Origin of the sequence: Flavobacterium sp. I3-2 (genome assembly GCF_013389595.1) — a bacterium.
Classification (GTDB): domain Bacteria; phylum Bacteroidota; class Bacteroidia; order Flavobacteriales; family Flavobacteriaceae; genus Flavobacterium.
On the sequence record NZ_CP058306.1, the window covers coordinates 1,915,651 to 1,942,327 of the forward strand.

General features: G+C 31.7%; 19 protein-coding genes. 11 read left to right on the top strand and 8 right to left on the bottom strand.

Annotated features, from left to right (window positions below; all coding sequences use genetic code 11):
* Positions 1-5 precede the first annotated feature (5 nt).
* From rpmB to HW119_RS09015, 3 genes are read left to right on the top strand one after another with little or no spacing between them, the layout of a single operon-like run.
* Entirely contained in the window at positions 6-242 is a 237-nt protein-coding gene (rpmB, locus tag HW119_RS09005) for a 50S ribosomal protein L28 (protein WP_125019557.1), read from the top strand.
* A gap of 27 nt (positions 243-269) precedes the next feature.
* Entirely contained in the window at positions 270-452 is a 183-nt protein-coding gene (rpmG, locus tag HW119_RS09010; protein WP_125019556.1) for a 50S ribosomal protein L33, read from the top strand.
* 11 nt (positions 453-463) lie between these two features.
* Positions 464-616 carry a DUF4295 domain-containing protein gene (locus tag HW119_RS09015; RefSeq protein ID WP_177763578.1) on the top strand — a complete coding sequence of 51 codons (153 nt, stop codon included), beginning with the start codon at positions 464-466 and terminating at the stop codon, positions 614-616.
* 135 nt (positions 617-751) lie between these two features.
* Here the strand turns inward: HW119_RS09015 and pepT are convergent, their stop codons facing one another.
* A complete protein-coding gene (pepT, locus tag HW119_RS09020; RefSeq protein WP_177763581.1) occupies positions 752-2,005 on the bottom strand; it encodes a peptidase T in 1,254 nt (417 codons plus the stop codon).
* Between the two features lie 197 nt (positions 2,006-2,202).
* Between pepT and brnQ the strand changes: the two genes are divergently transcribed.
* A complete protein-coding gene (gene brnQ / locus HW119_RS09025; protein ID WP_177763584.1) occupies positions 2,203-3,513 on the top strand; it encodes a branched-chain amino acid transport system II carrier protein in 1,311 nt (436 codons plus the stop codon).
* 72 nt (positions 3,514-3,585) lie between these two features.
* Positions 3,586-4,863: a kynureninase gene (gene kynU, locus HW119_RS09030; RefSeq protein WP_177766596.1), complete on the top strand. Its 1,278-nt coding sequence runs from the start codon at positions 3,586-3,588 to the stop codon at positions 4,861-4,863.
* Positions 4,864-4,973: 110 nt separating this feature from the next.
* Here the strand turns inward: kynU and HW119_RS09035 are convergent, their stop codons facing one another.
* From HW119_RS09035 to folE, 5 genes are all read right to left on the bottom strand, one after another.
* Entirely contained in the window at positions 4,974-5,822 is an 849-nt protein-coding gene (locus HW119_RS09035; RefSeq protein ID WP_177763587.1) for a flagellar motor protein MotB, read from the bottom strand.
* 101 nt (positions 5,823-5,923) lie between these two features.
* Positions 5,924-6,853: a prolipoprotein diacylglyceryl transferase gene (gene lgt / locus HW119_RS09040; protein ID WP_177763590.1), complete on the bottom strand. Its 930-nt coding sequence runs from the start codon at positions 6,851-6,853 to the stop codon at positions 5,924-5,926.
* A 53-nt stretch (positions 6,854-6,906) separates the two neighbouring features.
* A complete protein-coding gene (yidD, locus tag HW119_RS09045; RefSeq protein ID WP_177763593.1) occupies positions 6,907-7,137 on the bottom strand; it encodes a membrane protein insertion efficiency factor YidD in 231 nt (76 codons plus the stop codon).
* A 54-nt stretch (positions 7,138-7,191) separates the two neighbouring features.
* The gene (cysS, locus tag HW119_RS09050; protein WP_177763601.1) at positions 7,192-8,670 is read right to left on the bottom strand and encodes a cysteine--tRNA ligase; all 1,479 of its coding nucleotides are present in this window, start codon (positions 8,668-8,670) and stop codon (positions 7,192-7,194) included.
* Between the two features lie 20 nt (positions 8,671-8,690).
* The gene (folE, locus tag HW119_RS09055) at positions 8,691-9,362 is read right to left on the bottom strand and encodes a GTP cyclohydrolase I FolE (RefSeq protein ID WP_177763604.1); all 672 of its coding nucleotides are present in this window, start codon (positions 9,360-9,362) and stop codon (positions 8,691-8,693) included.
* A 219-nt stretch (positions 9,363-9,581) separates the two neighbouring features.
* On the opposite strand from folE, the gene HW119_RS09060 reads away from it, so the two are divergent.
* From HW119_RS09060 to HW119_RS09075, 4 genes are all read left to right on the top strand, one after another.
* Positions 9,582-10,004: a hypothetical protein gene (locus tag HW119_RS09060; protein ID WP_177763607.1), complete on the top strand. Its 423-nt coding sequence runs from the start codon at positions 9,582-9,584 to the stop codon at positions 10,002-10,004.
* 3 nt (positions 10,005-10,007) lie between these two features.
* Positions 10,008-15,764, top strand: coding sequence for a T9SS type B sorting domain-containing protein (locus HW119_RS09065; RefSeq protein WP_177763610.1), 5,757 nt, complete (start codon positions 10,008-10,010; stop codon positions 15,762-15,764).
* A 145-nt stretch (positions 15,765-15,909) separates the two neighbouring features.
* Positions 15,910-19,329 (top strand): methylmalonyl-CoA mutase family protein, encoded by a 3,420-nt coding sequence (locus tag HW119_RS09070; RefSeq protein WP_177763612.1) that lies wholly within the window; start codon positions 15,910-15,912, stop codon positions 19,327-19,329.
* Between the two features lie 243 nt (positions 19,330-19,572).
* The gene (locus HW119_RS09075; RefSeq protein ID WP_177763615.1) at positions 19,573-21,249 is read left to right on the top strand and encodes a formate--tetrahydrofolate ligase; all 1,677 of its coding nucleotides are present in this window, start codon (positions 19,573-19,575) and stop codon (positions 21,247-21,249) included.
* A gap of 49 nt (positions 21,250-21,298) precedes the next feature.
* Here HW119_RS09075 and HW119_RS09080 read toward each other — a convergent pair whose 3' ends face one another.
* Together HW119_RS09080 and HW119_RS09085 are read right to left on the bottom strand one after the other, a co-directional pair.
* Entirely contained in the window at positions 21,299-23,095 is a 1,797-nt protein-coding gene (locus HW119_RS09080; RefSeq protein WP_177763618.1) for a WG repeat-containing protein, read from the bottom strand.
* Complete coding sequence (locus HW119_RS09085; protein WP_177763622.1) at positions 23,092-24,441, bottom strand: hypothetical protein; 1,350 nt, start codon at positions 24,439-24,441, stop codon at positions 23,092-23,094. Before HW119_RS09085 ends, HW119_RS09080 begins: the two co-directional genes overlap by 4 nt.
* A gap of 429 nt (positions 24,442-24,870) precedes the next feature.
* On the opposite strand from HW119_RS09085, the gene HW119_RS09090 reads away from it, so the two are divergent.
* Complete coding sequence (locus HW119_RS09090) at positions 24,871-26,145, top strand: hypothetical protein (protein WP_177763625.1); 1,275 nt, start codon at positions 24,871-24,873, stop codon at positions 26,143-26,145.
* A 64-nt stretch (positions 26,146-26,209) separates the two neighbouring features.
* Positions 26,210-26,659, top strand: coding sequence for a GyrI-like domain-containing protein (locus HW119_RS09095; protein ID WP_177763628.1), 450 nt, complete (start codon positions 26,210-26,212; stop codon positions 26,657-26,659).
* Positions 26,660-26,677 lie beyond the last annotated feature (18 nt).

The window sequence follows — 26,677 nt, forward strand, 5'->3', positions numbered from 1 at the left end:
AAATAATGTCAAGAGTTTGTCAAATCACAGGTAAGAGAGCGATGGTTGGAAACAACGTATCTCACGCAATGAACAAAACTAAGAGAAAGTTTTCTGTAAACTTAGTTAAAAAACGTTTCTACATCGTAGAAGAGGACAGATGGGTAACTTTAAAATTATCTACATCTGCATTAAAAACTATTAACAAGAACGGTATTGCTGCTGTATTGAAAGATGCAAAAGCAAAAGGATTAATGAAATAATTCCGATACCTTTAAAAATATATTAAGATGGCAAAAAAAGGAAACAGAATCCAGGTTATTTTAGAATGTACTGAGCACAAAGGGACTGGTTTACCAGGAACATCTCGTTACATCACTACAAAAAATAAAAAAAATACTCCAGATAGATTAGAGATTAAAAAATTCAATCCAATCTTAAAAAGAGTTACAGTTCATAAAGAAATTAAATAATTTAGTTAGTCATGGCAAAGAAAACCGTAGCAACATTACAAGGAGCTTCTAAGAAGTTAACCAAAGCTATTAAAATGGTTAAATCTCCAAAAACTGGAGCTTATACTTTCGTTGAGTCAGTTATGGCTCCTGAATTAGTAGCAGATTTCTTAAAAAAGAAATAATCTATATTTAGATATATAAAAAACCATCGATTTTCGATGGTTTTTTTTTGTTTCAAATTTTCTTATATCAAACATTGAAAATTAAAAAAGGTCGTGAATTTTAATTCACGACCTTTTTATTTAAATAGAAATATCTTATTTTTCTTGTTCTGCTCTTTGAGTTGTTAATTCAGCAATACGAACAATTACTTCTGTAGCTTTTACTAAACTTTCAACCGGAACATATTCGTATTTTCCGTGGAAATTATGTCCTCCTGCAAAAATATTCGGACAAGGTAATCCCATGTATGAAAGTTGAGAACCGTCTGTACCGCCACGAATTGCTTTGATTAAAGGTTTGATGCCTAAATCTTTCATTGCTTGTTCTGCAATATGTACAATGTGCATAACTGGTTGAACTTTTTCTTTCATGTTGAAATATTGGTCGTTGATTTCGGCAACAACAATATCTTCTCCGAATTTAGAAGCGTATTTTTTGTTGAATTTCTTAACCATTTTTTCAATTAATTTTTTGCGTTCTTTGTAAATTTTCATACTGTGGTCGCGGATGATTAATTGAACTTCTGTTTCTTCGATAGAACCTTGAATATGATTTACGTGGAAGAAACCTTCGTAACCTGTTGTTTTTTCTGGAACTTCTTTTTTAGGTAATTTACTGATGAATTTGTTAGCAAGTAACATCGAATTTATCATTTTACCTTTTGCATAACCTGGGTGAACGCTTTTACCTTTGAAAAGTAATTTAACTCCAGCTGCATTAAAGTTTTCGTATTCTAATTCTCCAATCTGACTACCATCCATCGTATATGCGTAATCAGCTCCAAATTTAGCTACATCGAATTTATGTGCGCCACGTCCAATTTCTTCATCAGGTGTAAATCCGATTCTGATTTTTCCGTGTTTGATTTCTGGATTTTTAATTAAATGCTCCATTGCCGAAACAATTTCTGTAATACCAGCTTTATCATCAGCACCTAAAAGTGTTGTTCCGTCTGTAGTGATTAATGTTTGACCTTTGTATAATAATAAATCTTCGAAATATGATGGCGATAAAACAATGTTTAAATCTTTATTTAAAACGATATCTTTTCCGTCGTAATTTTCTACGATTTGCGGTTTTACATTTGCTCCTGTAAAATCTGGACTTGTATCAAAGTGAGCGATGAATCCAATAGTCGGAACTTCAAAATCAACATTACTTGGAACAGTTGCCATAATGTAAGCGTTGTCGTCAATGGTTACGTCTTCTAAACCAATTTGTTTTAATTCTTCAACGATTTGATTTGCTAAATCCCATTGTTTTGCTGTACTAGGTGTAGTTTCAGAATTTGGGTCTGATTCGGTATCAACCGTTACGTAGCTGATGAAACGATTTATGATGTGTTGCATAATTTATTGTTTAATTGAAATACAAATTTAGCAAATTATCATTTTATAAGTGTTTAAAATCCTATTAAATATTAAAAGTTTACTGTTTGGTTAAAATGTTAAATGATTTTATATTTTATATTTATTGTTTGTAATAATTAGGGTATTTCATATTATTTTTTAATTTTTGTTTCTTATTAATTTTTTAATCAATATTAATGCAAAATAAAAATACATTCGTAATCCTTACACTTGGATTTGCTTTGTTTGCTATGTTTTTTGGAGCTGGGAATTTAATATTACCTCCTTATATCGGTTTGTTAGCAAAAGATAATTGGTTTGAAGCTATTTTGGGTTTTGCAGCTTCGGGTATAATTGCTCCGTTTCTTGGTATTATCGCAGTTTTAAAATCGGGCGATTCATTTACTGATTTAGGTAAACGCGTAAATTTAAAAATGGCATTAGTACTTGCAACAATTATCATGTTATGTATTGGTCCATTGGTTGCCATTCCCAGAACTGGAGCTACAACTTACGAAGTTGGAATTCTACCTTTAATACCCAATGCTTCTGCAATTTGGTCGTCTGTTATTTTCTTTGCAATTGTTTTGGTTTTGTCTATTTCACCTTCCAAAATTGTCGATATTATTGGTTCGTATTTGACGCCATTACTTTTAATTCTTTTAACTATTTTGGTTTTAGTCGGAATTTTTAATCCTCAAATTTTACCAAAGGCAACCGAAATTTCAAGTTCAACAGATTTTGCGATGGCATTTCAAGAAGGATATCAAACCATGGATGTTTTGGCTTCTGTTATTTTTGCCGGAATTATTATTTCTGCTGCCAAGCAAAAAGGGTTCGTAAATTTAAAAGACCGAACAAATGTTGTTTTAAAATCGGGAATTTTAGCCATGGGATGTTTGTTGTTTATTTACGGCGGATTGATTTATCTTGGTGCTACAACCGATTATGAGTTTTCAGAATCGTCATCAAGAACCCAGTTGTTACTTCATATATCTAATTCCATTTTAGGTTCATACGGAACATTAGCAATCAGTATTTCTATGGCATTAGCTTGTTTAACTACAGCTATTGCTTTGACTTGCGCGGTAGGAACTTTCTTTGCTGAATTGACAAATAATAAATTAGGATATACCGAAGGTGTTATTTTATGTACTTTGATTTCAGCTTTGTTTTCTATTAATTCTGTAGATGATATTATAGCTTACGCAGGTTCGATTTTAGGATTTGTTTATCCGATTACATTTGCATTGGTTATTTACGTGGTTTTATTCGGAAATAAAGTCACACAAAAAATGCCTTATGTTGTTGCTTTGTTAATTACGACGTTTATTTCTGCTTTTAGAGTTTTGGAACATTTTAATATTGGAGCTGAAAAAATCAGATATTATAAAGATTTTTTACCTTTAGGAAATCATAATCTAGAATGGGTAATTCCTTCGTTTATCGGATTTGTGATAACCTACTTGGTAACAAAAGCTTCTAAGAAGAATTTAGTTACTACTTAGAAATAAAATCAAACTTTACTTGAAACTTTTAAATGGTTTAGTAAATTTACAAAAACTAAATACTATTAAATGATGACTTTTGAAAATAGTCGTGAATTCGCGCAACAATTAGATGCTCAAGATGCATTAGCAAAATATAGAAATGAATTTAATTTTCCTAAAGTAAACGGAAAGAAAACAATTTATTTCACAGGAAATTCATTAGGATTACAACCAAAATCTGCAAAAACATACATTGATGAGGTAATGACCGATTGGGCAGATATGGCCGTTGAAGGACATTTTTTTGCAGACAAACCTTGGTGGGATTATCACGAGCGTTTTTCTAAACCATTGAGTAAAGTCGTTGGAGCATTGCCATCTGAAGTTACGGTAATGAATACACTAACTGTGAATTTACACATGATGATGGTATCATTTTATCAACCAACAAAAAAGAGATTTAAAATCATCTGTGAAGAAAAAGCTTTCCCAAGTGACCAATATTTATTACAAACACAAGTGAAGTTTCATGGATTTAATCCTGCTGAAACTATTGTAGAAGTAAAACGTAGAGAAGGTGAACATAACTTACGTAACGAAGATATTATTGCAAAAATAAATGAAGTAGGAGATGAGTTAGCTTTAGTTTTAATTGGTGGAATCAATTATTACACAGGTCAAGTTTTAGATATGAAAGCAATAACTGAAGCTGGGCATAAAGTTGGCGCTTTTGTAGGTTGGGATTTAGCACACGCTGCTGGAAATATCAAATTAGAATTGCATGATTGGAATGTTGATTTCGCTGCTTGGTGTTCGTATAAATATATGAATGCTGGGCCAGGAAGTGTTTCAGGTATTTTTGTACACGAAAAACATCATTCAAACAAAGATTTGCCACGTTTTGGTGGATGGTACGGGCACAACAAAGAGCGTCGTTTTTTAATGGAACCAAATTATGACCCGAATCCAGGTGCGTTAGGATGGCAAAGTTCATGTACAGGAGTTTTGGCAATGGCACCTTATTTGGCTTCTGTAGAAATGTTTGAAGAAGTTGGAATGGAAGCTTTATTTGAAAAACGCGATAAAATCACAGCTTATTTAGAGTTTATCATTGAAGAAATTGCTAAAGAAGTTGATGGGAATTTTGAATTAATCACACCTAAAAATCTATCAGAAAGAGGTTCACAATTATCTGTTTTGTTGCACGGCGAAGGAAAATCGTTATTCCATTATTTAATGAAAGAAGGTGTAATTGTAGATTGGAGAGAACCTGCAGTAATTCGATTAGCACCAGTTCCTTTATACTCTTCTTATGAAGAAATGTATGAATTTGGTCAAATCTTAAAAAGAGGAATTCAAACTAAATAATATATGTAAAACGGTCAAATATTTTTGACCGTTTTTTTTTTATCTACAAAACTAAAAAGGTCGAAAGTATTATACTTTCGACCTTTTAGATTTATAATTATTTAATATAATTAATTTTTAGGAGCTTGGTCAATCAATTCCATGAACTGATCTAACTTAGGCGTAATAATGATTTGTGTACGTCTGTTTTTAGCTCTTCCTGCTGGCGTATCGTTTGTAGCAATTGGGCTAAACTGACCTCTACCTGCTGCAGTTAAACGTTTTGGATCAACACCAAATTTGTTTTGTAAAGCTTGAACAACAGAAGAAGCTCTTAAAGCACTTAAATCCCAGTTGTTTCTGATGTTTTCGCGTGTAATAGGTTGGTTGTCTGTATTTCCTTCTACAAGTACTTCAAAATCTTTGTAATCGTTGATGATTTTAGCAACTTTAGTTAATGTTTTTTCTGCAGTTTGAGAAATTTCATAACTACCAGATTTGTATAACATATTATCATCTAAAGAAACGTAAACTACACCTTTGATAACTTTGATATCAACATCTTTTAACTCGTCTTGGCTTAAAGATCGCGTTAAATTGTTCGTTAAAATCATGTTTAAAGAGTCGCTTTTACTTTTAGCTTCTACTAAATGTTTGATGTATTTGTTTGATGAATTAATTTCATCAACTAATTTAGAAATGTTTACGTTACCTTGAGAAATACTTTTATCTAAAACACCTTGTAACGACTCAAATTGTTTTTTCAAACTCTCGTTATTAGCTCTTTCAGCTGCTAAAAGAGATTCTAAACTAGTTATTCTAGTTCTAGCCTCAGTAAGCTCTAATTGCGTTTGATGATATTTTTTACCCATTTCTGAATATTCACTTTGTAACGCAGCGTGTTGTTTTTTACTCACACAACTTGTTAAAACCAAAGCAGACATTAAAGTCAATGTTGGATATAAAACAATTTTTCTCATAATTTTATTTTATTTATAGTTTGTCAAAACTAATAAATTATATTGATATAAAAGTTAAAAATAATCATAAAAAAAAACAGCTATATAAGCTGTTTGTTAAATTATTGTGAAGCCTTTTTTTGCTTTGAAGTTATTAGTAGGTATATTCCTAAAATAATAAACGGAATACTTAACCATTGTCCTGTTGAGAAAAATCCTAGTGTTTCTTCGAATCCACCTTGACTTTCTTTAACATATTCAACAATGAAACGAACTCCCCAAAGCAGAATTAAGAAAACTCCGAAAATTCTTCCTAAATATAATCTTGCGTCTGTTTTCCAATATAAATATAAAACAATTAAAAAAGTTATAAAGTACCCAAAAGCTTCGTATAATTGTGTTGGATGTTTTGCTACTACAGCTTCTAACAAAGGTGCAAATTGTGGGTTTGTAGCAATTGCTTCGTATGCTTTATTAACATCTTGAATACCTGTTGCATTTATGGCATCTTGTGCAGAGAACTTGTCTCTTATGAATTTGATTCCGAATGAAGAAGAGGTTTCATAACCGATAATTTCTGAATTGAAAAAGTTACCAAATCGTACAAACATTCCGCCAATTGCAATTGGAATGGTGATTCTGTCTAAAATCCATAAAATTGGTTTTTTAATCACATTTCTGCTGTAATAAATCATCACTAAAATAATTGCAATTGCAGCTCCGTGACTTGCTAATCCAGAAAAACCTACGATTTCAAATTTCGGTGAAAAACGAATTGGTAAAATAATTTCTGCTAAATGATTTTTATAATAATCCCAATCATAAAAGAAAACATGTCCTAATCGTGCACCAATTAAAGTAGCAAAAACGGTATAAATAAAAAGTTTGTCTAAATTGTCTGTGGTTTCTCCTTCGCGGTCGTAAACTTTTTTCATTAAGTACCAACCTAGACCAAAGGCAACAACAAACATTAAACTATAATAACGTAATTTGAAAAATCCTAAATCAATTCCTTCTGATGGATTCCAAATCATATGCATTGATGTAATCATAAAAATAAATTTTGGTAAATGTAACCGATTCGCTTGTATTAAACAAGATTATTTTACGGAACTGGGTCGTATCCGCTTTTTCCCCAAGGATGACAACTTGCAATGCGTTTTATTCCTAACCATCCACCTTTAAAAAGGCCGTATTTTTTTAAAGCTTGTAAAGTATAGCTTGAGCAAGTAGGTGAAAACCTACAGGCCGAAGGTGTGAATGGTGAAATACAAACTTGATAAAAACGAATCAGAAAGATAAACGGAAATATTAGTATTTTTTGAAGTGTTTTCATTTTTTAAATGTAAGAAAAAAATAAAGCTACAAAAAAAATGTAGCTTTAAAATTTTTATAAAGTGAAAGAAGTACCTTCTTTTCCGTCTTTTAATTGAATTCCAATTTCAAGAAGTTTATCTCTGATTTCGTCAGATAAAGCAAAGTTTTTGTTTGCACGAGCTTCGTTTCGCATGCTAATTAGTAAATCAACAACTTCTTCTAATTTGTTAGTTGTTTTACCTGATTCTTGAGTTTCGTCAACCAATCCTAAAACATCAAAAACAAAAGCATTTAAAGTAGTTGATAAAATTTCTAAATCAGACTTTGATATGGTTTCTTTTTGCTCTTTTAAAAGATTTATCATTTTAACAGCATCAAACAAATGTGCGATTAAAATCGGACTATTAAAATCGTCATTCATGGCATCGTAACATTTTTGTTTCCAAGACTGAACATCAACTGTCGAAGTTTCACTTGGTTTGATGTCTTTTAAATTTCTTAAAGCTTCTATTAATCTGTAAAACCCTTTTTCAGATGCTGAAATGGCTTCGTCAGAAAAATCTAGAATACTTCTGTAATGTGCTTGAAGTATAAAGAAACGAACTACCGAAGGTGAAAATGCTTTGCTTAAAATAGTATTTTCTCCGGTAAATAATTCTTGTGGAAGAATGTTGTTACCCGTAGATTTTGCCATTTTTTTACCGTTTAAAGTAAGCATGTTTGCGTGCATCCAATAGTTTACAGGTGAATTACCTGTACAAGCTTCGTTTTGAGCAATTTCACATTCGTGATGTGGGAATTTTAAATCCATTCCGCCACCGTGAATATCAAAATGTTTACCTAAATATTTTGTACTCATGGCTGTACATTCTAAATGCCAACCTGGAAAACCATCTCCCCAAGGCGAAGGCCAACGCATGATATGTTCAGGTTCTGCTTTTTTCCATAACGCAAAATCAAGCGGATTTCTCTTATCTGATTGTCCGTCTAAATCGCGTGTATTCGAAATCATATCTTCGATATTTCTTCCGCTAAGTTCACCGTAATTGTAATCCTCGTTGAATTTTAAAATATCAAAATATACAGAACCGTTTACTTCATAAGCATATCCGTTTGCTATGATTCCTTCGATAATATGAATTTGTTCAATAATATGTCCAGTTGCAGTAGGTTCAATACTTGGAGGTAAATTATTAAATTGCTTTAAAATATTATGAAAATTCACGGTGTATTTTTGAGCAATTTCCATTGGTTCAACTTGTTCTAAACGTGCTTTTTTAGCGATTTTATCTTCGCCAGAATCTGCATCGTCAACAATATGACCAACATCTGTAATGTTACGGACGTAACGAACTTGATATCCTAAATGTTTTAAATATCTGAAAACTAAATCAAAAGAAATAAATGTTCTACAATTACCTAAATGTACATAGTTGTAAACCGTTGGTCCACAAACATACATTCCTATTTTTCCTTCATGTATAGGAGTAAAAACTTCTTTTTGTCCGCTAAGCGAATTGTAAATTTTTAAGGTGTTGTTTTTGTAAAACATATTATTAATTTAATTTGAAATTAGAATTGTGTGTCTAATTTAATGTAATCTAAAAGTTCTCTTCTTGTTTTTTCTTCTTTAAATAAGCCTCCGAATTCTGCAGTTACTGTTGAACTTTCGATATCGCGAATTCCACGAGAGTTTACACAAAGGTGTTTTGCGTCAATTACACAAGCTACGTTTTCTGTTCCTAGAACTTTTTTCAACTCTTCAACAATCTGAATGGTTAAACGTTCTTGAACTTGTGGACGTTTGGCATAATAATCTACAATTCGATTCATTTTTGATAAACCAACTACCGTTCCGTTAGAAATGTAAGCTACGTGAGCACGACCAACGATTGGTAATAAATGGTGTTCACATGTTGAATAAACTACAATGTTTTTTTCAACAAGCATTTCTCCATATTTATATTTGTTATCAAATGTAGAAGCGCTTGGTTTTTTTTCTGGATTCAATCCTCCAAAAATTTCTTTCACGAACATTTTTGCAACACGTTTTGGTGTACCTTTTAAACTGTCGTCAGTAAGGTCCATTCCTAAAGTAGTTAAAATATTTTCGAAATCTTTTCTTATAGATTCTATTTTTTCATCATCTGTACGATCAAAAGCATCCGCTCTTAAAGGAGTGTGGTCACTAGTACCAATATGGTTTTCTCCTAGTTCATCGTTAAACATATCTGACTTGCACATATATTATAAATTTGTTTGAGTATAATAAGATGCAAATATAATTATAATTGTTGATTTTAATGAAGTTTAGAATTAGTTATACAAATATTTTGATTAAGTTATTTTGAAATCACAAGGCTAAAGAATGTTAAAAAAGTGGTTATATGTTTTTTTTTGAAAAAAAAAGATAATTGTTTCTTAAATTTATGTAAATTTCGCTTTTTAAAATAATGTAGTATTATGAGAAGAATAAGTTTACTTATCTTGTTAGGGCTGTTATCTTTTCGGGCAATGTCTCAGGAGGGTAAAATGAACGATGAGACAAAAATTGATCCACGGCTTGTTGAAGTCTATGGAGATCAATTAGAAAAATTAGTTTTAAATGACAAAGATCGTTTAAATGGACTGAATCTTTTATTAGAGAAAAGGGTTAAAATCATTATTGAGCCTTATGCTACTAATGAAAAATATCCCAAATTATCGGAATTTACTTTGAATAATTCCTATAATAAAGATTTAAAACGAGATGAGGTTTTTGATGTTAATACGTTTAATGTCTTGAAATACAATTTAAGTTTCTTTTCAAATCGAGAGATTAAGTATTATAGAGTAGATAATACTGATTATTTAATAAAAATATTATCACAAAATTTAAAGGAATAGATAATGATAAAGCGTTTACTCTTATTTTTTACGATGTTATTATTCTGGCATAATAATTATGCTCAGGTTTATAATATGACAGACGGTTTTGTTGTAAATACTTGTACTGGTAAATTCTACGATAGTGGAGGACCAGACGGTGATTATGAAAATGCACAGCAACAAATTATGACTTTTTGTCCTGATTTTCCTGAATCAGCAATTCAAGTAGTTTTTAATGATTTTGATTTACAAGAAAATAATGATATTTTATTTGTATATGACGGACCAGATATTAACTCACCATTAATTACAACTTTGACTGGATCAGAAATTCCTTTAGTACAAATGGCTTCAGGTAATAATCCTACAGGATGTTTGACTTTTAGATTTATTTCTGATGGATATGTAACAGGTAGAGGTTGGGATGCTGAAATTAATTGTGTTACACCTTGTCAAGTAATTATGGCTTATTTAGACTATAGTTATCCAAGTAGAAATGCTCAAGGTGTCATTAGAGCCTGTGTAGGTCAAGAAATTTCATTAGGCGCTCAAGCTACATTTTCTGGAAATGGAGCAAATTCTGTTTATACTTGGGATTTAGATAATGGAGGTACTGCAGTTGGTCAAAATGTAACTGTAACTTATAATGTACCTGGAATTTATAGAGTAAATGTTTGGGTAACTGATGAACTTGATTGTAGAAATAATAATATTATTAATCAAACAATACAAGTTTCTCCTGAACCTGAAGTTACTATAGATTTACCACCTGATATTTGTTTTGGTGTGGATACAGTTGTAACTGTAGATGCAGTATATCCAGAAATTACTCGTGAATGTGCGGCACCTGTGACAGGTACAACGTATTTGCCTGATGGTGATGATGATATATATTCAACTTCTCTTTTGATTGACTGTTTCAATAACGATCAAATAATCACTGATGCTTCTCAGGTTGCACGTCTTTGTATAAATATGGAGCATTCTTTTTCTGGGGATTTAACCATGCGATTGATAGCGCCAGATGGTTCTATTGCTATTCTTTATGATCAAGGTGGAGGAGCAACAACATTTGGTCACGCTCCTACGAGTAATGCACCGATTCCAGGTGTTGGTGAAACTTATTGTTTTACTATGGATGCTGCTACAATTGTAAATCAAGGACAAGTTGTTCCAAGTAATGAAACCCGTAACATGTGGGCTCCTGGTGATTATCTTCCAATTACAGGGTTTGAGAATTTTATTGACTCACCTGTAAATGGTATTTGGACTTTACAAATTCATGATCAATTAGGACAAGACAACGGTTATATTTTTTGGTGGTCTATTGATTTTTCAGAAGATATTGTACCAGCAGAATTTTCTTTCCAACCTGTAATGGAGTCAATAGCGGTACCTTCAGAAAATGGAGTTGTCGATGTAACAGGTAATCAATTCACAATTAATCCTGAGATTGAAGGAGAATTATGTTATGATGTTACTATTATAAATGACTTCGGTTGTCCTTTTGTAAAAAGAATTTGTACTAATGTTGGAGCTCAAATTGTATTAAATGAGCCGAGAGAATTCCAAGGATGTATTGATGATAATGGAGTATTTATTTTCGATTTCCAACCTGTGTTTTCAGATTTATCAAATAATCAATTATTAGTTTTCTCAATTCACTCTTCAGAAACTGAAGCAAATGAAGCTATGAATGCTTTAGCTACAACTCAAGTACAAACGGTTTCTGATGGTCTAGTTACTTATTGGGTACGTGCTTATAATGTTGTTACTGGTTGTTTTAAAGTAACATCTTTTACAGCTCAGGCTACTGATTGTACTTTGAATTTGGTTCATTTACCTGACTTGTCGATTTGTGATGGTCAAGTAAATACATTTGATTTATCTCAATATTCTCCAATAGTCTATAACAATAATTTAAATTATACAGTTACTTACTATAATTCAGAAGCTGATGCAAACAATCAAGTTAGTGCAATTGACGCTAATTTACTTGCAAATTATGTAGGAACTAACAATGAAACGATTTGGGTAAGAGTTCAGAATATAAATAATGTAGCTGCTTTTGGAATTACATTCTTCAAATTATTTGTTTATCCTGTTCCTGAGTTTTATGATTTAACTCCAGTTTTTGGTTGTGAGATTCCTGGAAGTGGATTAGCTAATTTTGATTTATCTTCTGTTCAAGCACAAGCAAGTGGATTATCTCCTAATATTGAAGTTACATTCTATCCAACTATTGCTGAAGCTGAAATCGGTGATATTGCTACAAGTTTACCTTTAAATTATACAGGATACCAAGGAATTATATATGTTCGTGCATACAATCCTAATACAGCATGTTTTACTATAATGCCTTTAGTAACTAATGTAGTTGATGCACCTGGTGCAAATCAAATTGATCCATTAGAAATTTGTGATACTAATAATGATGGTTTTGCAATTTTCAATTTGATACCAACAACAATTATGATTGCAGGAAATCCGATTCCTCCTGGAGTTCAGGTTACTTATCATGAAACTTTAGCTGATGCTAACAATAATGTTAATAAGATTCAAGATATTGGAGCTTATCAAAATGTTGTGGTAAATAATCAAACAATTTATGTTCGAGTGGGGTATATGAATTCAACTTGTAGTGCAATTGTTCCATTACAGTTAATAGTGCATGCTTCACCTGTAATTGTTGATCCTACACCATTGCATGCATGTGATGCAGATAATAATGGTATTGCTAATTTTGATTTAACATCTAAAATAGCTGAGATTTTAAATGGTTTAAATCCATTAGATTATGTTGTAACTTTTTATACTGATTCTGCAAATGCAAACGCAGGAACAAATGAAATTACTGCGCCAGCAAATTATTCTAACTTAACTGCATCTACTGTAATAGTTCGAGTTCAGAATATTGCTACAGGTTGTTTTAAAATAACTAAATTAGTTTTAATTACTGATCCAACGCCAGTAGTTGCAAATCCAGTAGCAACCTATTCGTTATGTGATGATAATTTTGATGGATTCCAAGTTTTTGATTTAGCGAGTAAAATACCAGTAATAACTGGTTCACAAACAGGGTTACAAGTAACTTTCCATTATTCATTAGCAGATGCAAATTCAGGATCAAATCCATTGGCATCACCATATCAAAATGTTGTACAAAATGTTCAAACTTTACATGTTCGTGTACAGCGTTTAAGCACAGGTTGTTTTACAACAACAACTATGGATATTCGTGTAACACCAATACCAGTATTGAATATTCCAATTGCACCAATTGATGTTTGTAGTAATACAGATTCAAGTTTTGGAACAATAAATTTAACAAGTTACAATGCGCAGTTTTTAAATGGAGGACCAGCATATGAATTGAAATATTTCGAAACACAAGCTAATGCACAAAATAATGTATTACCTATTTTAGGACCAGAAGCATATAATAACTTACAGCCATCAAACCCATCAGTTTGGGTAAGAGCAACAAATCCACAAACAGGATGTTTCTCTGTTTACAAAGTGACTTTCCGTTTATTAGTTTCACCTAAAATGCCAGTAGTTTTACCAGATGTAGTAACATGTGATGTTCATGCTGATTTATTTGACGGAATAACGCCGATCAATTTAGCACAACAAACACCATTGATTCTAGCAGCGCAAACTATACCAGGAACTTATGAAGTACGTTATTTTACATCATTAGTTTTAGCAAATGTTGGAACCAATTGGATTGCAAATCCAGAAACTTATTTGAATACATCAAATCCACAAACGATTTGGGTACGAGTTCAGAATGCAGCACATCCAACGTCATGTTTTGAGGTGAAAAGTTTTAATGTTGTAGTAAATACACCGTTACCATTAGGATTACCATCACCAATTGCATTGTGTGATAACGGCTTACCAAATGATGGACAAACAACATTTGACTTAACAATGAGACAAGGTCAAATTACGCAAGGTCAAATTTTTGGAGTAACATTGAAATATTATACAAATGAAGCAGAAGCAAAAGCAGGATTTAATCATATTACCAATCCAACTTCATATGTAAATACATCAAATCCACAAACAATTTGGGTTTCAGTAGAGAATATGCATGGATGTTTTTCATATACTACATTGACAATTCGTGTATTGCCATTACCAGAACCAAATTTAACCCCAACAGCTTTACAAAAATGTGAAACAGCTTTAGGAAGTGGAGAGGCATCCTTTGATTTAAGATTAGCACAACCAGACCTAAGTAATGGAAACGCTACTTTGACATATAAATATTTTATAACAGAACAAGAAGCGATAAATAATGTTGGTGCTATTGGTACACCAGAAGATTTCTTAACAGGATCAATGACAGTTTACGTTCGTGTGTCAAATACACCAACTATCTTATCAGAAAGTTGTTTTGTAATTGTGCCATTACAATTGATAGTAAATTCTTTACCAACAATTGGAACATTAACGCCATTGTTAGCATGTGAATTGAATACAGACGGAATTTATACTTTTGACTTACGCGATAAAGATCCACAAGTTTTAGGAAATCAAAACCCAGCGAATTTTGATGTTCGTTATTATGTAACTGAAACAGCAGCATTGTTAGGAGCAGCACCGATTCCTTATATTTATACGAATGCAGCAGCATATTTACAGACAATTTGGGTGCGAGTTCAACATAGAGTTACAGGATGTTATTCAATAGCATCTCTAGATTTAAAAGTTGAAGAAAAAGTATTTGCATATCCACCATCAGTAAGTTTAGCATTCTGTGATACAGATGGTGTAAATGATGGATTTGGACCAGCTGATATCACAACATTGAATGCAGGAATTATCTCTACACAAAATTTAACAGGAAATTTAGGAGTGAGATATTATTCATCTTGGGCGAATTACAACGCAGGAAATGCATCATCATCAACGCAATTCCCGATAACAAGTAATCCTCAGTTAGTAATTGCAGAAGTGTTTAATTTAGATAATGAGGAATTATGTACTGCAACAGTTCAGTTCTTTGTAACAATGAGTAAAGCTCCAAGTTTTGAACCAATACCAAACGGATATGTTTGTACAGATTTCAGAACAGGAAGAGTAAATGGTTACTTAATGGATACAGAATTACCAGCAGGACAGTACACATTTACTTGGATGCAAAATGGTAATATATTAGCAAATAATGGACCATCTCATGAAGCAACAGCTGCAGGAAATTATACAGTTACTGTAACGTCAAATGAAACAGGATGTTCAGTAACACAAACGATAAACGTTCAAGTAGCACCGGCAGTTTCTATAGATGAAATCAAAATAAGTGAAGGATTCTCAGAAACAAATGTTGTAGAAGTTATAGCATCAGCTACACCAGGAACATTATTGGAATATGCTATGGATGAAGGAGCTTATCAAGATAGTAATATCTTTGTAGATGTTGCTCCAGGAACACATATTATCTGGGTTAAAGTAAAAGGATTAAACGCATGTGCAACATCAAAAGTTATAAATGTGTTGAATTATCCTAAATTCTTTACACCAAATAATGATGGATATAACGATACTTGGAATATTTTTGCATTAAAAGATCAACCTGAAGCAAAAATTTATATCTTTGACAGACAAGGAAAATTATTAAAGCAATTAAGTCCAGCAGGTGAAGGATGGGATGGGACGTTTAACAACAAACCATTACCATCAACAGATTACTGGTTTAAAGCTGAATATATTGAACCAAACACAGGATTACAAAAAGAAGCTACAGGTCACTTTACATTAAAAAGATAACCACTAGCAGATTATATAAAAAGGAGAAAATCGAAAGGTTTTCTCCTTTTTTTTATGAATAAAATATTTTGAAGCGTTGATATGAAATGTTTTTATGTTTTTGATAAAATTTGTATCTTGCTCTACTATTAACATTAAGTTCGATATGGAAAATAATATCCCTTATAAACCAGAAAATAAAGTACGTATAGTAACTGCTGCCGCTCTATTTGATGGACACGATGCAGCAATCAATATCATGCGTCGAATCATTCAATCCACCGGATGTGAAGTCATTCATTTAGGTCATGACAAATCTGTTGAAGATGTCGTAAACACTGCGATACAAGAAGATGCTAATGCGATTGCAATGACATCTTATCAAGGCGGACATAATGAGTATTTTAAATATATGTATGACTTGCTTCAAGAAAAAGGTGCTGGACATATTCGCATCGTTGGTGGTGGAGGTGGAGTAATTCTTCCTACTGAAATCAAAGATTTAATGGATCATGGAATTACACGTATTTATTCTCCGGATGATGGTCGTGAAATGGGACTTCAAGGAATGATTAATGATATGGTTCAGAAAGCTGATTTTCCAACTCCAAATTTGAATCTTCCTGAAGGAAAAGATGTGTATCAATCTCTTTCGGATAAAGATGTAACTACGATTTCTCGATTAATTTCTTTAGCTGAAAATAGAGAAGATGACTTTTTGAAGTTATTCGATTTTGATAAAGTTGAAAATAAATCAACTCCAGTTTTGGGAATTACTGGGACAGGTGGAGCTGGTAAATCGTCTATGGTTGATGAATTAGTTCGTCGTTTCTTAATTGATTTTCCAGAAAAAACTATTGCTTTAGTTTCTGTCGATCCTTCTAAAAAGAAAACAGGTGGAGCATTATTAGGAGATCGTATTCGTATGAACTCAATCAATAATCCACGTGTTTATATGCGTTCGTTGGCTACGCGTCAATCGAACTTAGCTTTATCAAGATACGTTGAAGAAGCATTGCAAGTTTTAAAAGCTGCCCATTATGATTTAATTGTTTTAGAAACTTCTGGAATTGGTCAATCAGATACAGAAATCTTAGACCATTCAGATGCGTCTTTATATATCATGACTCCAGAATTTGGAGCTGCAACTCAGCTAGAAAAAATCGATATGTTAGATTTTGCTGACATTGTTGCAATTAATAAATTTGATAAACGCGGTGCTTTAGATGCTTTACGCGATGTGAAAAAACAATACCAACGCAATCATAATTTATGGGATGCTGATCCTGATACAATGCCTGTTTTCGGAACAATCGCATCTCAGTTCAATGATCCAGGTACGAATCAATTGTACAAATCAATCATGGATAAAGTGGTTGAAAAAACAGGTGCCGATTTAAAATCGAATTTCGAAATCACGAAAGAAATGAGTGAGAAGATTTTCGTAATTCCACCTTCGCGTACACGTTACTTATCTGAAATCGCAGAGAATAATCGTGGATATGATTCAAGAGCGAATGCTCAAAAAGAAGTAGCTCAAAAATTATACGGATTCTTTAAAACGCTTGAAACCATTTCTGGAAAAGTTCCAACAATCAATCAATATGGAATTGATATTACTGGAACGGATAATCCTGAATTAACTAAAGTGCTGTTAGCCGAATTCGATAAGTTAAAAATGAATTTAGATCCTTTCAACTGGGAAGTAATTACTACTTGGGATGAAAAGGTAAATAAGTATAAAAATCCAGTTTATTCGTTTAAAGTTCGTGATAAAGAAATCAAGATTCAAACACATTCAGAATCGTTATCACACTTACAAATTCCTAAAATAGCTTTACCTAAATACGAAGCTTGGGGAGATATTTTACGTTGGATTTTACAAGAAAACGTTCCAGGAGAATTTCCATTTACTTCAGGTTTATATCCGTTCAAACGTGAAGGAGAAGATCCAACGCGTATGTTTGCTGGAGAAGGAGGGCCAGAACGTACCAATCGTCGTTTCCATTATGTTTCAAAAGGAATGCCAGCGAAACGTTTATCAACAGCTTTTGACTCGGTAACTTTATACGGAAACGATCCAGGACATCGTCCAGATATTTATGGAAAAATTGGTAATGCCGGAGTTTCTATTTGTTGTTTAGACGATGCTAAGAAATTATATTCCGGTTTCGATTTATCGCATGCAATGACATCAGTTTCGATGACGATTAACGGACCAGCACCGATGTTGTTAGGGTTCTTTATGAATGCAGCCATTGATCAAAACTGTGAAAAATACATTAAAGAAAACGGTTTAGAAGCTGAAGTTGAAGCTAAGATTGAAGCTATTTACAAAGCTAAAAATGCAGAACGTCCTCGTTACAACGGAGAACTTCCTGAAGGAAATGACGGTCTAGGATTAATGCTTTTAGGTGTAACAGGAGATCAAGTATTGCCTGCAGATGTGTATGCTGAAATTAAGAAAAATACATTAGCTCAAGTTCGTGGAACGGTTCAAGCGGATATTTTAAAAGAAGATCAAGCCCAAAATACGTGCATCTTTTCAACGGAGTTTGCATTGCGTTTAATGGGTGACGTGCAAGAATATTTCATTGATAAAAATGTGCGTAACTTCTATTCGGTTTCTATTTCAGGATATCATATTGCAGAAGCAGGTGCAAATCCGGTTACGCAATTGGCATTTACTTTAGCAAACGGATTTACGTATGTGGAGTATTATTTATCTCGTGGAATGGACATCAATGCATTCGGGCCAAACTTATCGTTCTTCTTCTCAAACGGAATCGATCCAGAATATTCTGTAATCGGTCGCGTGGCTCGTAGAATTTGGGCAAAAGCTTTAAAACAAAAATACGGAGCAAACGAAAGAGCGCAAATGTTGAAATACCACATTCAAACTTCAGGTCGTTCGTTACACGCACAAGAAATCGATTTCAACGATATTCGTACTACGTTACAAGCTTTGTATGCGATTTACGACAACTGTAATTCGCTACATACAAACGCTTACGACGAAGCAATTACAACACCAACAGAAGAATCGGTTCGTAGAGCTATGGCGATTCAGTTGATCATCAATAAAGAATTAGGATTAGCGAAAAATGAGAATCCAATTCAAGGTTCGTTCATTATCGAAGAATTAACTGATTTAGTTGAAGAAGCTGTTTTAGCAGAATTTGATCGTATTACAGAACGTGGTGGTGTTCTTGGTTCAATGGAAACGATGTATCAACGTTCAAAAATTCAAGAAGAATCGTTGTATTACGAAACCTTGAAACACGACGGACGTTTCCCAATCATTGGTGTGAATACGTTCTTGAGTTCAACGGGTTCTAAAACGGTCGTACCTGCAGAAGTAATTCGTGCTACAGAAGAAGAGAAACAATTCCAAATCAAAACAAAAGAGCAATTAAATGCGCGTAATCTTTCAGAGGCTGAACAAGCATTAGAAGATGTGCAAACTGCAGCAATCAACAACAAGAATATTTTCGAAGTCTTGATGGATGCAACAAAAGTTTGTTCGTTAGGTCAAATCACTTCGGCTTTATTCGAAGTAGGAGGTCAGTACCGTAGAAACATGTAATTGCATTTTCATTATATAAAGAAACGCATCCAATTCATTTTGGGTGCGTTTTTTATTTGTGCGTTCCCTTCGGTCGGGCTTTCCGCTAAATCTTTTTATTCCATTTCATTCCATAAAAAGGATATCGCTCCAATCCCTAACGCAACTTCAAATAAAATTTATTTTTCAGAAGTTTTTAAACCTTAATATAAACTCGTAACTTAGGATAAGTTAATAAAAATGAACCTTTTAAAATCAACATTTATGAGTTTTCCATCAGACATTGAAATTGCGCAAAAAGCACATATACTTCATATTCGAGAAATCGCAAAAAAAATAAATATCGCTGCAGATGATTTAGAATATTACGGTAAATACAAAGCCAAAATCCCATTAAGTTATATCAACAATGAACAAATTAAAAAATCAAAATTAATCTTAGTAACAGCGATAAATCCAACACCTGCAGGAGAAGGAAAAACAACGGTTTCTGTTGGTTTAAATGACGGTTTAAATAAAATAGGTAAACAATCGATTGTGGTTATTCGCGAACCAAGTTTAGGTCCTGTTTTCGGAATCAAGGGTGGTGCTGCTGGTGGCGGTTATGCACAAGTGATTCCGATGGTTGATATTAATTTACATTTTACAGGTGATTTCTCAGCAATCGAAAAAGCTAATAATTTGCTTTCTGCCTTGATAGATAACAATCTTCAAAACAAAAATCACAATCTAAATATCGATCCTAAAACTATTGTTTGGAAACGAGTAATGGATATGAACGATCGTTCGCTTAGGAATATCATAGTTGGTGTCGGCGGTAGCGCAAATGGCGTGATGCGAGAAGAAGGTTTTAATATTACGCCTGCATCTGAAGTCATGGCGATTTTGTGTTTGAGTAAAGATTTTGAAGATTTAAAAAATAGATTAGGTAATATCTTCGTCGGATTTACTTACGATAAGAAACCAATCTTTGCTCGCGATTTAAAAGCAGAAGGAGCCATGGCAATTCTACTTCGAGATGCAATAAAACCGAATTTAGTTCAAACTTTAGAAAACAATCCTGCGATTATTCACGGTGGACCATTTGCAAATATCGCTCAAGGAACAAATTCGATTATAGCAACAAAAATGGGAATGTCTTTAGCCGATTATGTGGTAACCGAAGCAGGTTTTGGTGCCGATTTAGGAGCTGAAAAATTCATGCATATCAAATGTCATTACGGAAATCTAAAACCTGATGCTTATGTTATTGTTGCTACCGTAAGGGCTTTACGTTATCATGGTGGTGCTAAGAAAGGCGAATATGAAAATCCTGGAATTCATTTCTTGGAAAAGGGAATTGAGAATTTAAAAAAACATATCGAAAATGCTTTTAAAGTTGGATTAAAACCGATTGTTGCTATCAACCATTTTGCAACTGATTCCGAAGCTGAAATCTTGTTCATTAAAGAAACTTGTGCGAGTTTGGGAGTTCGAGCTATTGTTGCTGATGAGTTTACACAAGGTGGAAAAGGTATGATTGAACTTGCAGAAGAAGTGGTCAAAGCAATTGAAATCTATCCAAATCATTTTCAACCGTTGTACAATGTACTCGATACTGTTGAACATAAAATTAGAAAAATTGCAACCGAAGTTTATGGTGCTACCGATGTGGTTTATTCCGTAAAGGCAAAAAATCAATTGAAAAATATATATGATTTAGGTTTTGATAAATTACCGATTTGTATGGCTAAAACTCAAAAATCGTTAAGTGATGTTGAAACCAAAATCGGACGACCGATTGATTTTAAAGTAACCGTTCGCGAATTTGAATTTGCAGCAGGCGCTGGATTTATCATTCCAATTTTAGGAGATATGATGCGAATGCCTGGATTGCCATCGGTTCCGGCGGCCGAAGGAATGACGATAGATAAAAACGGAGTTATATCTGGTTTGAGTTAATAAAAAAGGAAATTCTAATTAAAGAATTTCCTTTTCTTATTATTACAATTTACTTCTTATCTAATTCACCAAGATGATTATAATTTCCGTCAGATAAACTCATGCTTCTTTTACCAAAATTAGATGAACTGCCATAGCTAGAACCAGTGAATTGAGTTAGCTTTTCGTTTTTTAAATTAATCAAACCTAATTTTCCATCGATATAAACTGGCGCAACTCCGTATGAAAATGGCCCTTGAATATCGCTATACATAAACGGAATCACAGTTTGATTTTGCGCATTTACAAATCCCCAAGTGTTATTTTTTTTCACACCAAATAGTACATCTTTTGCAGTTAAATCTACAAAATCGTCAAAAGGTTGAACATCTTCATATTCAATCGGAACGATGATTTTTCCGTTGGCATCAATAAATCCAAATTTGTCATTTTTTTTAGCAACGAAATATCCTTTTTCGGCATAAGTTAATCTATCAATATTTTTTATTTCAATGGGTTTTAAACTTGAATTATTTAGGATATAAAAAGAATTGTTAGCATGTATCAAAGTTAAATTAAAATCTTTATCGTAATGATAACCATCTACTTGCATTAGTTTTTTATTGTTAGTATCGACTAAATAAAATGGTGATTCGTCATCTTCTTTAGCTAAAATAAAATTGTTTGAAATGGTTTCGATTTTATAATATGGTAAATCAATCATTTGTTTTTTGCTTAAATCAAAATAATAATATTGATTGATTCCAGAAAAGAAATAATCATTTTCATAACCATAATATTTTTTTAATTCAGTAATCGACTTCCCGTTAAGGTCGTAAAAAATTTGATTTTCATCTTTATAATCGATTAGATACGGCTGAATTTTCTTCGGCAAGATTTTATTTACAATTTTTCGTTCGTAGGTATCCTCATTATAGTATAAAACGATTTCTTTAACGGGTGCGCCAAAAGTGTAAGTAATATAATAATCGTTTGCATCGTTATTGAAGATTTTTCCGGATTCTTTTTTTAATTCATTTAAATTGGAATAAAACTTAGCTTTAAATTTATCAAAATTCATTAAAGAATCTTTTTTAGAAGTTTCGACTAGTTTGTTAAGTTGCTTTAAAAGTTTGTTAGAAACGCTTTCAAAATATTCAGGAGACACAGTTAATTTTGTTTTACCTTGACTTTCTATTCGGTCGTTGTTTGTAGCAATTGCTTGTGTTTCGATGAAATCAATATCCGTTGCATTGGTTTTAATGGTAACTTCTTGATTGTTCTGTTTGATGATTTCAAAATCAAAACCTTTCTTTTTTGTTTTTGAATTGTTTTTAACCGGAATAACAATGCTATCCAATTTTCTTGCTGCTGAGAAAACCATTTCAATATCGATTTGCTTAACGGCTTTTTTCAGATTCAGTTCGTTTGAAAAACGGGTTGATAAATTGATTTTTTTTGATGGAATTTCTGTCGTTCCATCGTGATAATAAATTTTTGTTGGATAAATAGAAGCTCCTAAATCATCTAAAGAACCATAAATATTTTCGTCTTTATAGATGTAAACTACAATTTCTCCGTTTTTGAAATCGTTGATAAACCTGTAATTATAATGACTTTTTTCTTCGATTTCATTATCAAATTTACTTTGATTAAATGTGTGCTTTAACGCATTTACTTTTCGTGGTTTCGAAGGTTCATCGTTTTTGTTATTAAAAAAAGTGATAAAATATTCTAAATCATTTGCCTGTTCTTCTAACATCGAAATTAATTCTTTTGTAGAAGTTGCTTTATCGAAATCTTCAAATTGAGCCAATGAAGTTTGCGCAAACAATATTGTGATTAATATAAAAATGATTTTTTTCATCGGATAGGAATTAATTGATTGGTTGTTTCATCGATATAAAAAATAAAATCAATGTCTTTTACATATTCTTTACCAATTGTTTTTAGATTTGTAGTTTTATCCAAAGATTCTAAATAGGCGAGTTTTCCGTCGTAACTGATATGTAATTTTGTTTTCTCGGCGCTACTGGTTTTAAAAGTTCGTTGAACTGTTTCGAGCCAAGATTCATAATCATCGATAGATTTACTTGTTCCAAAATTATAACTGTATGTATAAAAATCAGCATATTTTGGATAGAGAATTTCTGTGATTTTATCGATGTTTTTCTCCATTATTAATTTTGAAAAATCGCTGTAAAAGGTTTTGATTTTTTGTTCTAAATCTTTTTCGTTACGTAAGTCTTTTCCGTTATTCCAAGCAGATACTTTATATTCAACTCGAGGATTTAATGTGTATTTAAACTCCAATTTCTTTTTTCCATAACTGTAAGTTCCCGGATAAGATGAATATCTTGTTTTACCATCTTCTGTGATGGTATCGGTTACATATTCTTTATTGGAATAAAGTTTTTCTTTTCTACTGTTTGCTCCGTTAGCATTTACAGTTTCTATTAATGCTGTAAAATAAGATTCTTTGATGATGTTATCATAAGGTTTTCCGTCATTGTCGTTTCCGGGTTCAATTACAAATTTTATATTAACTGGAGAACCTGATTCTAAAATAAATTTATTTAAGAAAATGATTCCGTCATTCACATGTCTGCTTTTTGCCGTTTCTTTAAAAACAGGTAAACCATTAATATAAACTTGTGGTGATACTTGAAAATAATCCAGATTTAAATAATATTCACTTCCGTTTGAAATCGATTCTAAATCCGAAGAAATTTTAGCTAATTTATTATCGGTGACATTTTTATATCTTAGTGTCATTTTAGAAGTAGTTTCATCTGATATTTTTTCATCTTTATCGACATCAACCTCGAAATTTAATGACATTTCGTTGGTTTTTACACGATAAATTATGTCCCAATAACTGGTGTCGATATCCAAACTATTATTGTACTTTTTGGTAAGATAATTAACGATTTGTAGTGTTGCATTTTTTTGTTCCTTGGTAATTGCAAACGAAATTTCATTTTCATACATCACAATTTCAGTTATTGGAATGCCGTTCCAAAGTCCTTTTTTATAGGTTTTGTAATAACCGTAAGCAAAGTCAGATTCGTTTGTTTTATCGTTGAAAAACGTTTTTACTTTTTCGTACGAATCGTATTTTCCAAAATCAATTTCTTTTTGTGCAAACATGAAAATGGGCAATAAAAAAAAACAAAAAGACAAGATTGATACATTTGATTTTAATGTTTTCATAAGTGTTGGTTTTGATTTTAACGAGGTATTAATTGCTGATTTACCATTAATATTGATTTAGTTTCAAGTTTTTTTTTAGTTAGTTATGCTTTAAAATAATAACGACAATCTTCTACATACTAAAACGAGTATTTAAATGAGATGTACATTTAAGATTTTGTATGTTAAATAAATATAGTGAAATATATTGAATTTGTGATAATCAATATCTGAGTTGTCATCTGTCTATTATTGCTTTTTTTATAAAACGCATAATTTGAAAATAAGGTAATCGTAAATGTTTTTTTTAAATTTAAAGTTGTAATTTACAAATGTGTAGAAGTATAAACCGACTGATGTAAATGCTAAAATGTAATAAGTTCAAAATGAAAGTTGTTTTTTTATAAACTATATAAACTTTTGTATTTGAAACTAATAACCAATCTAAAAATGAAAACATTAAATTTAATAATTCTATTAATTCTTTTTACTATAAACGCTTATGCGCAGAATGAAACAATTCACTTACAAGGAATGTTAAGTTCTCAAAATAGTTCTGTAGATACATTGTATTTTAAATCTGGTATTCCACAAGTTTTTTTAATTCAAATTCCAGGAATGCATAATAATTATTTATCAAATGAAGATAATGTCGAAAAGAAAAGACTTGAAAATCATTTGAATGTTAAAGAATTTAAATTAAATCACATTGTAAATCCATCGTATATTCAATTAGAAAACGGAGAAATTATAGATCTTAGTAGTTCATATGATCCTTATCGTGCTATTGTTTTCTGGAATGGAAAAAAAGATTCTAAACTTAAAAAGTTAGAAACAAATAGAAATTCAACCCAATTTGTTACAGAAGAATTAAATCGAGACAAATTGATAACCTATTTGAATAAAATAGGCATAATAAAAAATGAAAATAATCAACTTAACGATATGAACAATTTTACAGAAAAATCAAAACAATTGATGGATGTTTTTTTAGAGCAATACACACAACCAAATGTATTTAAAACCCAAAATACTTTATTCTATCAACAAGATCAAAAAAATGTTCATACAATAATAATGTATGAAGACAATTCAAAAGAACCAAAATTCAAAAGTCAAGAAATTGTACTTAATAAACTTGGAAAACCTGTAAAAATAAATGAATTTGATAGAAACGGCTTATTCGAAATCACAGAATTTGAGTATGAAAACGATATCTTGAAAAATATAATAAAAAATGGTAATTCAACACAAATTCAATTTAACGACAATCAACTTTTTTATACAGTAGATTATATTCAAAAAGATGTAACTCACATAGTTACTTTAGAAAATGGTTATTTGCTAGAAAAACGTTTTTTTGTTGAGCAAGGAAAAAAAATTGAAGAATACGATTATATGTACGAAGATCGATATGAAAAAGGTTGTATTAATAATTATTTGAATGGAGTTTTAAAAACTTCAAGTTGTGTCAAAAATGAAACAGAACCTAACGAAATATTTGCGTTTACATCTTATAATGATAGATTAGATGAAATTCAAAAAATCAGATTTAAAATGGTTAAAAAAGAAAATCGTGAAATGATTATCACTATTTCAGATAATTCAAACGAAGTTGTAGCTGATTATAATTTTAAATTTAATGACAATAATTTAGTTGAGACCTTTGTTTACGATAAGCGAAAAAGGGTTGTCAAGTGTTATTTTGAATACACTTATTACTAACGATTTAGATTAATAGTATTCTAATACTTTTAATAATTAGTAACTTTAAAAACAAATTTGAATTATGGAAGGATTTAAACTCGTAGGTAAAAAATTAATGATGCAAACTTGTAATAAAAACGGACAAGCTGCAATAGATTGTGGTTCGCTTTGGCAAGCCTTTATGGAAGATGAAATCATAAAAAAAATACCAAATAAAATCTCCAATGAAATTGTTGCTGTTTACTACGATTATGAAAGCGACGAACATGGAATGTATTCTTTTTTTATAGGTTGTAAAGTTGCGTCCGAAACACTAAAACCTGAAGATTTAGACGAATTGACAATCCCAGTACAAAAGTACCAATTAGAAACTGCAAAAGGTCAAATGCCCGATTGCGTTGCAAACGCTTGGAGAAAAATTTGGAGTACAAAAATCAATCGTCAATATGGATTTGATTTTGAAATATACGACCAAAGAAGTCACGATTGGGCAAATGCTGAAATTGATATTTATCTATCTTTAACAAATTGATAATTATAATAGATATTG